A 15,258-nucleotide genomic window follows, 5' to 3' on the forward strand; every position below is an offset into this window, starting at 1 on the left:
TGAGGCTTTTTGGTCTGAGTAAAATACCCAGTTATCTAGAATCAAGCATTCGCTAAAGTGAATCTAGAGACGCAATCCCCATATTGAACAGAGTAAATGCGTAGATATCGGCGGTGAGATCGATCGCTTTGCTGAGCGGCATTCCGGCGCCATGGCCCGCATTAACATCAATACGAATCATCACGGGTGCGCCACCTTCATGCTTGTCTTGCAGCTCTGCAATGAACTTATAAGAGTGAGCAGGCACCACGCGGTCATCGTGATCAGCCGTAGTAACAAGAGTCGCCGGATAATCAACGCCACGCACCACATTGTGAACGGGAGAATAGCCAAGCAAGTATTCGAACATCTCTTTGTTTTGTGCTGATGTGCCGTAGTCGTACGCCCAGCCTTCGCCAGACGTGAAGGTGTGGTAACGCAACATGTCCAACACACCAACCGCAGGCAGAGCCACTTGGAACAGCTCAGGCCTTTGTGTCATGCAAGCGCCTACTAGCAAACCACCATTAGACCCACCGCGGATCGCTAACGTATCACTGCTGGTGTAGTTTTCTTCGATTAAGAATTCCGCAGCAGCAATGAAGTCGTCAAATACGTTTTGCTTTTGTTGTTGAGTCCCCGCTTTGTGCCATGCCTTACCGTATTCACCGCCGCCACGCAGGTTTGGCACCGCATATACGCCACCCAGTTCTAGCCAACTGCCGACCGTACCTGAGAAAGAAGGCGTCAGACTGACATTAAAGCCGCCATAGGCGTACAACATGGTTGGGTTACTACCGTCTAGTTTTAATCCCTTTTTGTAAGAGATAAGCATCGGAACCTGAGTTCCATCTTTTGAGGTATAGAAGACCTGTTTAGACTCAAATTTATCCGATTCAAACGGTGACTCAGATCGCTGATAGATTTCTGAACTGCCAGTTTCGACATCGAATGAGAAAATCGTTGGCGGCGTGACATAATTGGTAAAGGTGTAATAAAGCTGGGTTTGCTCTTTTTTACCACCTAAGCCACTGGCCGTTCCCATCCCAGGCATGTGAAGTTCTCGAACTAAGTTACCTTGGTAATCAAGCTGATCGATTTTAGACACCACATCGACCATGTAATGAGCAAACAAGTAACCACCACCAGTGCTGATGTCCAATGGCTGTGGCTTCTCAGGGATGATATCAAGCCACTTCCCAGCACAGGTATCAAAGCTCACGACCTTGCCGTTTGGCGCATCTAAGTTGGTGTATAAGATGAAGACTTGGTCTTGGTTATCGATGAGGTACGTATCGCTATCCACATGATCAATCAGCGTGTTCAACGATTGCGTCGCTGAACCTAAATCGATATAGAACAGTCTGTTACCTGATGTCGACTCTTTCCCAAGAATAATTAAGTAACGATCGTCTTCCGTGGTGTAGCCCGACACATAACGGTGTTGTTCAGCGTTGCTCTCACCAAAGATTACCTTGTCGCTAGCTTGCTCTGTTCCCAACTCATGGAAGTAAAGCTTGTGTTGCTCGGTACGTGCAGAAAGCTGGCTGCCGTCTGGCTTGTCGTAACTAGAGTAATAAAAGCCGCGATTACCTAACCAAGAAATACCGGTAAATTTAGCGTCAGTGATTTCGACTTCAAGCTGCTGCTTAGTCTCGGTATCAATCACGAAGATCTTACGCCAATCGCTACCACCTTCAGAGATGCTGTACGCCACTAAGCTGTAGTCTTTAGAAAACGACACCGAGCCTAGAGATGTGGTGCCGTCTTCCGAGAAGGTATTCGGATCTAGGAAGACTTCAACCTCCTGCCCCTCTTTCTGACGATAGAGAATGCTGTGGTTCTGCAGACCATCGTTCTTATAGAAGTAGGTGTACTCACCTCGAACAAACGGCTGCGAGCTCTTTTTGTAGTCTTGCGCTTTCGCCAGTCTTTCTCGCAGTTCAGCGCGATACGGAATTTGAGCAAGGTAATCAAACGTGACTGCATTCTGGCTCGCTACCCACTCTGCAGTTTGGTCACTTCTATCATCTTCTAACCAGCGATATGGGTCTTCGATTATCTGACCAAAATAGTCATCGTTGACGATCTGTTTGTTGGTGATTGGATATTGATACTCTTTTAAATAGCTCATCGTGATCCTTATTAAAAATAGTGTGAAATCGTCAGATAACGAGTTCTGATGTGTTCAATCAATAACTTAATCTTGTTGGGCGGCTGGCGCGTAAAAGGGTACACCGCATAAATACCGAGCTTCTTACCCACTAAGTCAGGGAAGATATCCACCAGCTGACCGTTACGAATATCGTGATAAACCAGACAACGCGGCACGTACGCAACACCATGCCCACCCAGCGCAGCTTTTCTTAATGCAGTCGCGTTGTCTGTCGAGAAAGAGCCCGAAACACGCACGATATATTTGTCGTTGTCTGTACAACCGTCTTTGCTATGCAGAAACTGCCACTCACTCGCCCCTGTGGTTTGATAGGCGTATTGCAAGCAGTTGTGCTCCACTAAGTCTTTGGGCTGCATCGGCTTACCGTTCTTAGCAATATAAGACGGCGATGCGCACACCACCCATTGAGAATCCAATATATGACGGGCAATGAGGCTTGAATCTTCTAGGTAACCAGTACGAATCACCAAGTCGAGACCATCCTCAACCAAATCGACAAAGCGATTGTTCAGAGACATATCGACCGTTAAACCTGGATGCATATTACAAAACTCAGCCACCGCGTCTGCGAGAATCAAATCTCCGGAGATAGTAGGCACTGACATTTTGATATGACCACTGACATTTTCACCAAAGCCTGAAACTGCATCCATAGCCTCTTGAGCTGCCTGCTTCACATTTTTGGCTCCGTGTAACATTGCCTTGCCCGCCTCAGTCAGGGTCAATTTACGCGTGGTTCGATATAATAATTGCACGCCAATCTCTTCCTCTAAACGCGCAATTCTTTTACTAACTACCGAATTTGTAAGGTTATTTTGCTCTGCCACCTTACTAAAACTGCCCAGTTCTACCACCTGTGAAAACAGGATCAAATCGTCTGCTCGCATCTGATTATGCCAATTTTGGAATTAATTATTTTCATTATTTCCCTATATCAATAAAAAATAAAGGGGTAAATTCACGCCAAATTAACAAAACAATTACAAAAACAGTCATTCCAATTACAAGATTCGCCTAAAGAAGGTTCCCGTTTAGAGGCCAAAGCGATTCAAATAATGACAAACCATAACGTGATCTTTACTTCAAACATGAACGTTTGAAAACAGTACGAGGAAGTACCCATGAGTGAAACTCTACTAGCCCTATTGGCATTTTCACCAATAGTTGTTGCAGCGATTCTGCTGGTTGGCCTTAACTGGCCTGCAAAAAAAGCGATGCCTGTGGCATTTGCCTTAACGGTTGCTATCGCCCTACTTACTTGGGACATGTCAGGCACTCGCGTGCTGGCTTCTGTATTCCAAGGCTTCGGCATTACCGTGTCGGTTCTCTGGATTGTGTTCGGCGCCATCTTCTTATTAAACACTTTGAAACACACCGGAGCCATCACCACTATCCGCAACGGATTCACTGATATATCCGCTGACCGTCGTGTTCAAGCAATCATCATTGCTTGGTGTTTCGGTTCATTCATTGAGGGCGCATCTGGCTTCGGCACACCGGCTGCCATCGCTGCACCACTTCTGGTTGCTATCGGCTTCCCTGCGCTTGCTGCGGTGCTGATGGGCATGATGATCCAATCTACGCCAGTATCATTTGGCGCGGTTGGCACTCCAATTATCGTTGGTGTGAACAAAGGTTTGGATACGCACAACATCGGTGAAAGCCTGATTGCTCATGGCTCAACATGGGATGCTTACCTACAACAAATCACGTCAAGCGTTGCGCTGATTCATGCTTCTGTTGGTGTGATGATGCCTGTATTGATGGCGATGATGCTGACTCGCTTCTTCGGTAAGAACAAAAGCTGGACTGAAGGTCTTGATATCCTGCCGTTCGCACTGTTCGCAGGTGCTGCTTTCACGATTCCTTACGCATTAACGGGCGTTTTCCTAGGCGCAGAATTCCCATCACTGATTGGTGGTCTGGTTGGCCTAGCAATTGTGGTTACTGCAGCAAAACGTGGCTTCCTCGTACCAAAATCAAAATGGGATTTCGAGAGCGAAGACAAGTGGCCAGCAGAATGGCTAGGTTCTCTGAAAATCGATCTTGATGACACTAAGCAAGGTCACAAGAAAATGAGCATGGCAATGGCATGGGCACCTTACGTGCTGCTTGCTGTCACTCTAGTTGCTAGCCGTGTTAGCCCTGAGTTCAAAGGCCTACTTAAGAGCGTGAGCTTATCGTTCAGCAACATCCTGGGCGAGACTGGCGTAAGCACTGCGATTCAACCTCTGTATCTACCTGGCGGTATCTTGGTCTTCGTCGCGCTGGTTGCGGTTCTAATGCAATCTCGCAGCGCAGCACCACTGGCTAAAGCTTTTGGTGAGTCAAGTAAAACACTGATTGGCGCCGGCTTTGTGTTGGTGTTCACCATCCCAATGGTACGTATCTTCATTAACTCTGGCGTGAACGGCGCCGATTTAGCCAGTATGCCAGTGACCACTGCGAACTTTGCAGCTGACCTAGTTGGCGGCGCATTCCCAGCACTGAGTGCAACGGTTGGCGCGTTAGGTGCCTTCATTGCAGGTTCGAACACAGTTTCAAACATGATGTTCAGCCAATTCCAGTTCGAAGTAGCACAAACTCTGACTATCTCTAGTGCGGTGGTTGTCGCTCTGCAAGCGGTTGGTGCAGCAGCAGGTAACATGATTGCGATTCACAACGTAGTAGCGGCATCGGCAACGGTAGGTTTACTAGGACGTGAAGGTGCAACGCTACGTAAAACAATCATCCCAACGTTCTACTACTTGGTGATGACAGGAATCATCGGCCTAGTGGTTATCTACGGTTTCAAAATGACAGACGCACTTATGTAAACCATAAGTCGTTACACAAGCACTTGGCGTTAATACTCAATTCCCCGACTGCAACACCGTCTAATAAGACAGTTGATGAGTTTCGGAATGGATACTGAAACACATCAACACCCTCGGGTATTAACGCCATTTTCCCGTTTTATCGTTTTATCGTTTTATCGTTTTATCGTTTACAGCTTCAAAGCTTAAGCAAGACCGAACACTTACTTTCAAGAATTAAAGCAGCCAAACCAAGCTCTCATAGAAGGGCAACATCCCAAGAATTTAGGACTGAAATTATGATCATATCCGCATCGACTGATTACCGCGCCGCAGCAAAATCGAAATTGCCACCGTTTCTTTTCCACTACATTGATGGCGGTTCTTACGAAGAACATACCCTACGCCGCAACACGGCTGATCTGGCAGAGATCGCGCTCAAGCAACGTGTGCTTAATGACATGTCGGACCTAAATTTGGAAACCGAGTTGTTTGGCGAAAAGCTCGCAATGCCAATCGCACTGGCTCCTGTTGGTTTAACAGGTATGTACGCACGACGTGGTGAAGTACAAGCAGCCAAAGCCGCCGACAACAAAGGCATTCCTTTTACCATGTCGACGGTATCGGTATGCCCGATTGAAGAAGTCGCACCTAAGATTGAACGCCCAATGTGGTTTCAGCTTTACGTATTAAAAGATCGCGGCTTCATGAAGAACGTTCTTGAACGCGCAAAAGCCGCTGGCGTAACAACGCTGGTCTTCACCGTGGATATGCCAGTACCCGGCGCTCGCTACCGTGACATGCACTCAGGAATGAGTGGTCCGAACGCAGCAATGCGTCGTGTATTTCAATCAATGCGTCATCCTAGCTGGGCAGTTAATGTTGGTTTACTCGGCAAGCCTCACGATCTGGGCAATATCTCTACTTACCGCGGCTCTCCAACCAAACTGGAAGACTACATCGGTTGGTTGGGTGACAACTTCGACCCGTCGATTTCATGGAAAGATCTAGAGTGGATCCGTGATTTCTGGGACGGCCCTATGGTCATTAAAGGCATTCTTGATGAACAAGATGCAAAAGACGCCGTGAGATTTGGCGCAGACGGTATCGTAGTTTCAAACCACGGCGGTCGTCAGCTTGATGGTGTTCTATCAAGTGCCAAAGCACTGCCTGCAATTGCAGACGCAGTAAAAGGCGACACTAAGATTCTGGTCGACTCTGGTATTCGTACTGGCTTAGATGTAGTGCGCATGATGGCGATGGGCGCAGATTGCACCTTACTTGGCCGTTCTTTCGTCTATGCGTTAGCGGCACAAGGACAAGCAGGGGTTGAAAACCTACTCGACCTTTACGACAAAGAGATGCGCGTTGCGATGACTCTAACTGGCGCTAAGACAATCAAAGACTTAACTCGTGAATCTTTGGTGGGATTAGATTAAGTCCGTTGATTCACTGTAATGCTTTGGTCTACTTAGACTGAAGTTCAATCGGTGTCACAGCAATTCCACTGCCGTTGTGACACCGTTTAAGCACTGGAAAATAATATAAAAAACGAGGGCGTGTTGATCTTTCGAGCTGATTTTTGCAGCGAGTTGCTGGGTATTTATACAAGGCAGAGGCGTCGATGTGTAGCTAGCCTACATGAGAAGCCGATAACGTAGTAGAAATGGCCAGCAAACGCTGCCCGAAGGGTTCGAGCTGGGCGCCCCCGCAAAAAGCGTTTTACTCTTTGTTGAGGTGGATTTGCTTAGAGTTACTAGGCTACTTCTCCCTCGCCGCGATTAAAACGCTTTTGACTAGGCGTCCCCATGCGAACAAAATTTAACCACGAAAGGTCAACACGCCCTAACCAGTGCCAAATAAGAAGCACAAGGAAGCAAAGATGGAGACAAACACATCCCATGAGCGAGTAATAGGCGCACAAGCTTATCAGCAGCTTGAATCGATACTGGCTCAAAAAATAAAAACAGAACGCATTGTCACGCAAGAGGCAAAGCGCTTGGCTTACGGCACCGATGCGAGTTTCTATCGCTTGGTGCCGAAAATGGTTCTAAGGCTGAAAAACTTAGACGAAGTGATATTCACCATTCAAAGCTGTCGCGAACTGGGTATTCATTTTACCTTTCGCGCTGCTGGCACCAGCCTGTCAGGGCAAGCCGTTTCAGACTCGGTACTCATCACTCTAACCGACGACTGGCGCGGCCATGAAATCGTCGATAACGGCAATCAAATCATCCTGCAACCCGGTGTGATTGGTGCCGATGCTAATAAATATCTTGCCCCTTTCCAACGTAAAATCGGCCCAGATCCAGCTTCAATCAATACTTGTAAAATCGGTGGTATCGCGGCGAATAATGCCAGCGGCATGTGTTGTGGTACTGCGCAAAACTCTTATCGCACCGTCGAGAGCATGAAAATCGTATTGAGTGATGGTTCCCTGCTTGATACCGCAGATAATGCCAGCGTTGAGGCTTTCAAGCAATCGCACAAAGCGCTGTTTGAAGGCATTGTTGATTTACACAGACAAACCAGCTCGAATCAAGAACTGTCAGACAGAATCCGCCACAAGTACCGTCTTAAAAACACCACCGGCTATGCTCTGAATGCATTGGTCGATTACCACGACCCAATTGAGATCATCAAACATCTGATGATTGGTTCAGAAGGCACGCTAGGCTTCATCGCTGAGATTACCTATAACACGGTTATCGAACATCCGAACAAAGCCTCTGCTCTGTTGGTGTTTGCCGACATCGAACAAGCAAGTAAAGCCGTGACTACGCTATCTAAAACGCCGGTTGCAGCCGTGGAATTAATGGACGGCAGAGCGCTACGTTCAGTGGCGGATAAACCGGGTATGCCTGCATTCATGCCGAACTTGGACTTGGAAGCCGCAGCTATTTTGGTTGAATCACACGCCAGCTCCCAGCAGGACTTAGATTTACAATGTAAATCAATTTTAGACGCATTGACTGAATACACGATTGTTGAATCAGTCCCTTTCACGTCCGATCCCAAGACTGTCGCAACCCTATGGGGCATTCGAAAAGGCATGTTCCCAGCAGTTGGCGCAGTGCGTGAAGTCGGCACGACGGTTATCATCGAAGACGTGGCTTTCCCTGTTGAAAACCTCGCTAACGGTATTCGAGAGCTGCAAGAGCTGTTCGACAAATACGACTACAGCGAAGCGATCATTTTCGGCCATGCACTCGAGGGCAACCTTCACTTTGTGTTTACCCAAGGCTTCGATAGCCAAGAAGAGATCGACCGTTACGGCGGTTTCATGGACGACGTTGCCGAGCTAGTCGCGGTGAAATACCAAGGCTCTTTGAAAGCGGAACACGGCACGGGCCGTAACATGGCACCTTATGTGGAATTGGAATGGGGCAAAGACGGCTACGCCTTAATGCAACAGATCAAAGCACTGTTCGATCCAGAAAGACTGCTTAACCCCGGCGTTATCATCAATGACAATCCAAACTCCCACATCACAGACTTAAAGCCGATGCCTGCAGCTGATGACCTTGTCGACCGCTGTATCGAATGTGGCTTCTGTGAGCCTGTTTGTCCTTCTCGCACGCTGACTTTATCACCTCGCCAACGTATTGTTTTATATCGTGAGCTGCAACGCCGCCGTGCGGCAGGCGAAGAGATAGAAGCCAGCGAGCTAGAGAAGACGTTTGAATACCAAGGCATTGATACCTGCGCTGCGACAGGCCTATGTGCGGAGCGTTGCCCAGTGGGCATCAACACTGGCGATTTAGTGAAGAAGCTTCGTATCGCCAAATATGAGAAGTTCACACCAATTGCTAAGTGGACAGCGGAGCACTTCTCGACCACCACCAAGCTGACCAAGACCGGGCTAAAAACCAATCAATTGGCGAGTAAGGTTCTAGGTGCAAATACAGTCGGCAAGCTAACCAATGGCTTGCGCTCAATCACTAAAGGCGCGACACCGGTTTGGATGCCAGAGATGCCGCAATCCAATAGTCACTCGCTAACCTCATCACCAGTGACGGCAGAATCCACAAGCAATCATAAAAAGGTGGTTTACCTCCCTTCCTGTGCCAGTCGAACCATGGGGCAACAAAGCGATGCGGGCGATCAACGTCCTCTAACGGAAGTGACCATGTCTTTGCTTAACAAAGCCGGATTTGAGGTGATTCTGCCGAAGAAGCTAGACGACCAATGTTGTGGCATGCCTTACGACAGCAAAGGGATGACCAATTTAGCCCAATCTAAAGCACAACAACTGGAAGAAGTGTTATGGCAAGCCAGTTGTCAGGGTGAATACCCTGTACTAATGGACACCAGCCCTTGTGCCAAGCGCAGTATTGAGCAGTTCACTAAACCATTAGAAGTGCTAGAACCGACAGGGTTTGTGAACCAATACCTGCTAGAGCACCTGACACTTGAGCCGCTGCAAGAAACCGTAATGCTGCATGTCACCTGTAGCTCTCGTCGAATGGGTTTAGAAGGTGCGATGTTAAACCTTGCTAAAGCCTGCACCGAAGAGGTGATTGTTCCAGAGCATATTCAATGTTGTGGTTGGGCAGGTGATAAAGGCTTCACTACACCAGAGCTGAATGAGGCGGCGGTACACCCACTCAAGGAACAAGTGCCGAGCAACTGCACTCGTGGCTTCAGTAACAGCCGAACTTGTGAGATCGGTTTATCGCACCACAGTGGCATTCCGTATCAATCAATCTTGTACTTGGTGGACGAAGTGGCGCAATAGTCCCATTCATATTGTGAGCGACGTACTCTAGCTTAAAACGAAAAATGGCAGCCCAATCAGGCTGCCATTTGTTTATTCGATTTAAAACGTATTACCGAGCTAGATATTGCTGAGCTAGCGGCTACTGAGCTAAGCGCACCAACTCTTCTGGCGAGTAGTGTTCAGCCTCTGCACCTTTGGCGATTAAGTCGATCACTTGGAACTCGTTCATGTCACCAAACTCTTTGGTTAAGTAATCACGGAACGCTTTCTCGTTCGGCCATTTACCTCGCACGATATAGCCATCTTCTTTATCGAAATCTTCCGTTTCAAAGAAAGAAAAATCGGTCATACCAATATTGTGGCAATACAAAACGAGATACATGTTGAATCCTTAACACTTAACACTTAACACTTAACACTTAACTAGGGTCTGTTTAACTTTTGAGCCGTTCAAAAAGCGTCTCTAAAAGCAGGGCTAAGGTTACATCATAAATACTAAATCGAATACCCAATCGAATCGTCAATTTAGAAACCTCAGCGACCGGCTCTTTTCGTTAGTCATCAAACATCATGTTAATGGCTGCACCCAACAAGATCAGCCCAACAATTGGCCCCATGACTGCTAATGGTGCGCGCTCAATGTAGGGCAGGTTCTCTGCGATCATCAAACCCCATTCAGGTGTCGGTGGCTTAGCCCCTAATCCGATGAAGCTCAGCGAGGTCAGGCTTAGAGTGATGACCGGTAACCTCAACATCGCGTGTCTTAACAACGGTGGCAATACATACGGAAGTAAGTAGAAACGGAAGATTCTAAGCTTACTGGTGCCCCATAGTGGCGCGAGGTGCGTATAAGGTTGCGCCTTGGCTTCTACGATCAAGCTTGAGCAGTGTGCAGCTAGAGGCGCCCACGATACCAATACAATCGCGATTAAGGCGCTGTTCGGATTCATCCCCGTTAAACCTGCAACAAGCAAGCCTGCGATGATGTATGGGGTACCCTTAGTGATCTCGATAAGGCCTTGGCTAAAGCGGGTGTTGAAACCCATGATGATGCCTGTCACCAAACTCAAGAACGTTGCTAAAATACCGGCTTGGAAGGTCGCAACCATACCAGAACCAATTCTCGCCAGTAGGTCTCTGCCAATGCCATCTGCGCCCAAAGGTGCCTGCCAACTCGGCGATGCCAAACGTGCAAACTGGCTAGTGTATGGGTCTCGGAATGCAGCCCATACAACGATAGCAATTAGGAAAGAGAAGATCGCAAAAGCAGTGACACGCTTTGCGCGGTTCTGGGTAAAACGAAACGAAGAGTGACTACTGATGAGCTTGCCGCTTTTCAGGCTGTGGCCAAGAATCAATTGCTGAACAAACAAACTCATGCTGCTCACGGCAATTGAAAATAGCAGCAACACCAATAAGCCGCCTTGCAGCGTTGGTAAGTCTTGCGCCTTGGCTGCACCAAGAATCATGCGCCCGATACCAGGGATCGAGAAGATAAGCTCAACCGCGACTGCGCCACCAGTTAAGCCAATCACGATCATCGCGATTTGTGGGATCAGGCTGCTCAGTGCTCTTTTCAGCGCAAAGCGAATAATTTGATTGGAATGAACGTTGGCACTGAGCCAAGTGATCACCCAAGGTTCATTGAGAACGCGTTGTAAACTGTCTCTGAGTAGACGACTAAACAAGCCACTTGCAGGCAGTGCGAGCGCTAAACTCGGTAGCCAGATATCTTGCCAGCCTTGCCAACCATACGGTGGTAGCCAACCTAACCAGATTGAGAACACCAGTATTAATACCGAGGCCACCACATACTCTGGCAACGATATTAATACGGTGCTTAAACTGCTGTAACTCTGCCCTAGTTTGCCCTTCTTCCAACTGCGTAAGGTAGCAAGTAAGCCTGCACCACACAGTACGAAAGTCATCACAAGTGCACTAGACATCAAGAACAGAGACGTAGATGCTGTTTTTTGAATGCTTAATGCAACCGAGGAACCATCAATCCATGATTCACCTAGATCACCTGAAAAAGCACTTCCTACCCAGTCGAGCAGGCGCTCAATAGCTGAACGGTCAAGCTGAAGATCAGCGCGTACCGCAGCTAAAGCTTCAGGCGTAAGCAGGTGTTGTTGCCCCGCCCTAGCCCGCAGAATAGATTGGCTTGGATCGATGCCTGCAATGTCAGGCATCAAACCAACAAGAATCACCACCACAATCAGTGAAGCGATTCTTGATAGCCAAGGCGTCAAGAAAAATAGAGTTCGACGCAGAGTCTCAGCAGATAACATTTATTTAGTTAGCCTGTGTTGCCGGGTTAACTTGTGTCGCTTTTTTGACCTGTGTAGTTTGGTCAACCAAGCGACGTTCACTTGGGTCACGAACGACATTGCTTACACGCTCACTTTCACCTTGAATCACACGTTCGTGAAGCAGCGGGATAGCCGCGAAATCGTTAAGGATTTTTTGTTCAGCTTCGATGATCGCTTGGTGACGCAGCGCACCTAGCGGTTGTAGGTCAGCGTGATTCAGTGCTTTATCTACCTCTTGAGAACAGAACTGGCCAAGGTTAAATGAACCCTTACAACCAAAGTCGCTCATCATGTAAGCCACTGGGTCACCTGAATCTAGAACCGTTGCACGAGAAAGGATAAACGCGTCGAACTTACCAGATAGCGCATCGTTCTCGATCTGAGCGTATTCACGAATATCCAGCTCAACCTTGAAACCAGCCACTTCAAGTTGTTGCTTCAGTAGCGCTGCCACTTCTGGAAGCTCTGCACGGTCGGTAAAGGTACCGATAACAATGCTTTCACCGTTTGCTTTTAGTGATTTATCGACTACCTGACCTTCAGGTCGAATCGGCTCAGCCCAAGCAAGTGCTGGACCTAATAGACCTTGCGCGATATCCGCGTGGTTTTCATAAACAGTGTTCACGATCTGCTCACGGTCTACTGCAGCTGCCGCAACCTTACGCAAATTGATATCACTGAACACGCCTGACTTGTTGTTCAGGTAAAGCGTATTGGTACGAGGCATTGCCACTTCGTAAAGTAGGTTCGGATCAATGGTCGCGATTTGTGAAACGGGTACCGCTTCAACGACGTCAGCCGTGCCGGTTCTCAGTGCTGCAGCGCGAGCAAAACCATTAGGAACGTATTCTGCGATTACAGATTCTACTTGCGCTTTTTCGCCCCAGTAGCCGTCAAAACGTTTCAGTTTCGCGCTGGTTGTACCGTTGATTTCAGTCAGCTCAAACGGGCCAGTACCTGCACCAATTGGGCTAACACGACCATCTTCTTGGTACGCGCTTGCTGCTAGGATCGCTAATTGAGGGCTTGATAAACGGCTTGGTAGAAGAGGGTCATCAAAGCTGGTTTTGATCTCTATACGGTAGTTGTCCATCGCTTTCACTTCTAGCTCGACGCCATCTAAGATGCGCGGCTTAGGTGCTGCTTCAAGCGCTTTTTGCAGAGAGTTCACTACAGAGTTTGCCGATAAGGTCGAACCATCATGGAATTTAACGCCTTGGCGAATCGTGAACTGCCAAGTCAGAGGATCAAGATGTTTCCAATCCGTTGCCAACATAGGTTGTGCTTCCGAGGTTGGGCTCAGGTTAACCAGAGTTTCTGCTGTGCTCCAACGAGATAACTTAAAAGCGTCATCAGAAAGTGGCGATAAACCCGTTCTTGGCGGTTGCATCATCGCAACTCGAATTTCAGATTTTACTGCGGCATCGCTAGACCCTGATTGAGAGTCAAAACAGCCAGTCAAAGGCAGAGCCAACGCAAGCGCGCAAGCCAGTTTGATTGAATTAAAACGCATAATTATTTTTCTCTGTAGCTGTATTTTTTAATAAATAGGGTTGTGTTTAACAAGTAGATTTCGAAAGAGGCTGAGACTCGATCAGCATCTGAGTCGCAGGATGATCAGGTTTATTCATCACTTGATTGGTCAGTCCGTGCTCAACCATTTCACCATGGTCGAGTACCAGTATTTCTTCACAAAGGGCTTTTGCCGCACCGAGATCATGCGTAACCAAAATAAGGCGCATATCACGCTTCTTTTTCAATGAATTAATCAAGTCCAACAACCTTTGGCGATTCACCGGGTCAAGGCTGGCAGTAGGTTCATCGGCCACCAGCACTGCGGGTCTAACGACAAGAGCCCTAGCAATAGCCACACGTTGAGCTTGACCTGTAGAAAGCTGATTAGGTTTCAGCAAGAGCAAACTGGCAGGCAATCCAACGTCTGACAGCGCTTCTTCAATGATGGCTTCATGATTACCCGAAACATCTAAGTTACTTAACGGTTCGGCTAAGATCTGTCGAACGGTATAGTAAGGGTTGAGGCTAGTGTGGGGCTCTTGTGGCACCAATTGAATCAGCCGACACACCGTTGCTTGCGCTTTGCTATCGCGAATTGGGAGCGAATAACCGAACAAGTTTATTTGACCAACGGTTGGCGCTTTAAGGCCAAATAGCAGTTCAATTAACGTTGATTTCCCCGCACCAGAACGCCCAACAATAGCTAAGCTTTTGTCTTCAACATTAAGGTCTATGTTCTGTAGCGCTTTGAACGCTTTACCACCCAACCAACTTGGTACGGAGTAGTAGTGAACACTCACATTTTCGAACTTAATCTCTGTCGATGTTTGTGTTTCTGAATCAGTCACTGGCATGAATGGCGAGGCTTCTGAGTTTAGTGGTAAGGTCGAGCTCATTCGATTAAGTCTCTCAATGAACAGCAGAAAGCGTGAGAGCTCGATTCAAGTGCATGTTTCGGAGCACCATAAGCCACCACCCCACCATCATCGATGACCAACAACTTGTCACACGCCAACGCGCTATGCAGGTCATGGGTGATGAGTAAACCACCAATTTGACGTTGTTTAACATTGTGTCGAATCAGCTTAAGTATCTCTTGCTCTGTCACCGGATCTAACGCACTGGTTGGTTCATCGGCGATGATAATATCGGAGTTACTCAGCAAGCCAATCGCAATACACACACGTTGGCGTTGCCCACCCGAAATTTGGCTCGGGTACAACGGCAAGATGGTTTCTGGATTAGGAAAACCAAGTTGAATCAGCAACTCGGTAATTTTGATTTTGTCTTTTGATTTAAGCTTGGTGCGAGTTCCCGTCAAGGCAAGGCAGAGTTGGCCTTCTATTGAAACCAGAGGGTTTAACGCTTGAAGCGCATCTTGGAAGATAACTGCGGGGCGCTGTGCTGCAGTTCTTTGCAACATCGGTAAACCACACACCGCTTCACCAGATAGAGAAATATGACCTTCAACTTCAACCGTCTCTGGCAGAAACCCCGCAATAGCGCGAGAAAGCATCGACTTACCAATACCTGAAGGACCCATGATCGCCAACAGCTCACCTCGATAAACATCGAAGTGGATATCTTGGAAAAGGATTCTCGAAGAGGTTTTGATCGTTAGATGGTCAACAGACAAAAGTGGGGCGTTCACGCAGATACTCATATATAGATGTTATAACATAACAACTCTATCATTTAGCCGACATGATGAAAAGAGAACATTGAACTGTATCGCATTTTACTTACAATTTTATTGACCAG

General features: G+C 47.7%; 10 protein-coding genes. 3 read left to right on the forward strand and 7 right to left on the reverse strand.

The window, feature by feature from the left end; all coding sequences use genetic code 11:
* Positions 1-52 precede the first annotated feature (52 nt).
* Together OCV20_RS23755 and OCV20_RS23760 are read right to left on the reverse strand one after the other, a co-directional pair.
* Positions 53-2,113: a prolyl oligopeptidase family serine peptidase gene (locus OCV20_RS23755; protein ID WP_086773936.1), complete on the reverse strand. Its 2,061-nt coding sequence runs from the start codon at positions 2,111-2,113 to the stop codon at positions 53-55.
* Between the two features lie 11 nt (positions 2,114-2,124).
* Positions 2,125-3,042, reverse strand: coding sequence for a LysR family transcriptional regulator (locus tag OCV20_RS23760; protein ID WP_009846145.1), 918 nt, complete (start codon positions 3,040-3,042; stop codon positions 2,125-2,127).
* 234 nt (positions 3,043-3,276) lie between these two features.
* On the opposite strand from OCV20_RS23760, the gene OCV20_RS23765 reads away from it, so the two are divergent.
* From OCV20_RS23765 to OCV20_RS23775, 3 genes are all read left to right on the forward strand, one after another.
* Positions 3,277-4,971: an L-lactate permease gene (locus OCV20_RS23765; protein ID WP_086773937.1), complete on the forward strand. Its 1,695-nt coding sequence runs from the start codon at positions 3,277-3,279 to the stop codon at positions 4,969-4,971.
* A 278-nt stretch (positions 4,972-5,249) separates the two neighbouring features.
* The gene (gene lldD, locus OCV20_RS23770) at positions 5,250-6,389 is read left to right on the forward strand and encodes an FMN-dependent L-lactate dehydrogenase LldD (protein WP_086773938.1); all 1,140 of its coding nucleotides are present in this window, start codon (positions 5,250-5,252) and stop codon (positions 6,387-6,389) included.
* Between the two features lie 443 nt (positions 6,390-6,832).
* Positions 6,833-9,688 carry an FAD-binding and (Fe-S)-binding domain-containing protein gene (locus OCV20_RS23775; protein ID WP_086773939.1) on the forward strand — a complete coding sequence of 952 codons (2,856 nt, stop codon included), beginning with the start codon at positions 6,833-6,835 and terminating at the stop codon, positions 9,686-9,688.
* 121 nt (positions 9,689-9,809) lie between these two features.
* Here the strand turns inward: OCV20_RS23775 and OCV20_RS23780 are convergent, their stop codons facing one another.
* The 5 genes from OCV20_RS23780 to OCV20_RS23800 form a co-directional block, all read right to left on the reverse strand.
* Positions 9,810-10,052 carry a hypothetical protein gene (locus OCV20_RS23780; RefSeq protein ID WP_017061558.1) on the reverse strand — a complete coding sequence of 81 codons (243 nt, stop codon included), beginning with the start codon at positions 10,050-10,052 and terminating at the stop codon, positions 9,810-9,812.
* Positions 10,053-10,224: 172 nt separating this feature from the next.
* A complete protein-coding gene (locus OCV20_RS23785; protein WP_086773940.1) occupies positions 10,225-11,961 on the reverse strand; it encodes an ABC transporter permease subunit in 1,737 nt (578 codons plus the stop codon).
* A 4-nt stretch (positions 11,962-11,965) separates the two neighbouring features.
* Entirely contained in the window at positions 11,966-13,495 is a 1,530-nt protein-coding gene (locus OCV20_RS23790) for an ABC transporter substrate-binding protein (protein ID WP_086773941.1), read from the reverse strand.
* A gap of 46 nt (positions 13,496-13,541) precedes the next feature.
* Positions 13,542-14,393: an ABC transporter ATP-binding protein gene (locus OCV20_RS23795; protein ID WP_086773942.1), complete on the reverse strand. Its 852-nt coding sequence runs from the start codon at positions 14,391-14,393 to the stop codon at positions 13,542-13,544.
* Positions 14,390-15,148: an ATP-binding cassette domain-containing protein gene (locus OCV20_RS23800; protein ID WP_048614027.1), complete on the reverse strand. Its 759-nt coding sequence runs from the start codon at positions 15,146-15,148 to the stop codon at positions 14,390-14,392. The genes OCV20_RS23795 and OCV20_RS23800 overlap by 4 nt, the downstream gene beginning before the upstream one ends.
* Positions 15,149-15,258: the final 110 nt, after the last annotated feature.

Origin of the sequence: Vibrio coralliirubri, from assembly GCF_024347375.1 — a bacterium.
Classification (GTDB): Bacteria; Pseudomonadota; Gammaproteobacteria; order Enterobacterales; family Vibrionaceae; genus Vibrio; species Vibrio coralliirubri.

What these genes read in the sequence shown, in the direction of transcription:
- OCV20_RS23755 (WP_086773936.1), bottom strand. Translation starts at nt 2,113, where the DNA reads ATGAGCTATTTAAAAGAGTATCAATATCCAATCACCAACAAACAGATC.
- OCV20_RS23760 (WP_009846145.1), bottom strand. Translation starts at nt 3,042, where the DNA reads ATGCGAGCAGACGATTTGATCCTGTTTTCACAGGTGGTAGAACTGGGC.
- OCV20_RS23765 (WP_086773937.1), top strand. Translation starts at nt 3,277, where the DNA reads ATGAGTGAAACTCTACTAGCCCTATTGGCATTTTCACCAATAGTTGTT.
- lldD (WP_086773938.1), top strand. Translation starts at nt 5,250, where the DNA reads ATGATCATATCCGCATCGACTGATTACCGCGCCGCAGCAAAATCGAAA.
- OCV20_RS23775 (WP_086773939.1), top strand. Translation starts at nt 6,833, where the DNA reads ATGGAGACAAACACATCCCATGAGCGAGTAATAGGCGCACAAGCTTAT.
- OCV20_RS23780 (WP_017061558.1), bottom strand. Translation starts at nt 10,052, where the DNA reads ATGTATCTCGTTTTGTATTGCCACAATATTGGTATGACCGATTTTTCT.
- OCV20_RS23785 (WP_086773940.1), bottom strand. Translation starts at nt 11,961, where the DNA reads ATGTTATCTGCTGAGACTCTGCGTCGAACTCTATTTTTCTTGACGCCT.
- OCV20_RS23790 (WP_086773941.1), bottom strand. Translation starts at nt 13,495, where the DNA reads ATGCGTTTTAATTCAATCAAACTGGCTTGCGCGCTTGCGTTGGCTCTG.
- OCV20_RS23795 (WP_086773942.1), bottom strand. Translation starts at nt 14,393, where the DNA reads ATGAGCTCGACCTTACCACTAAACTCAGAAGCCTCGCCATTCATGCCA.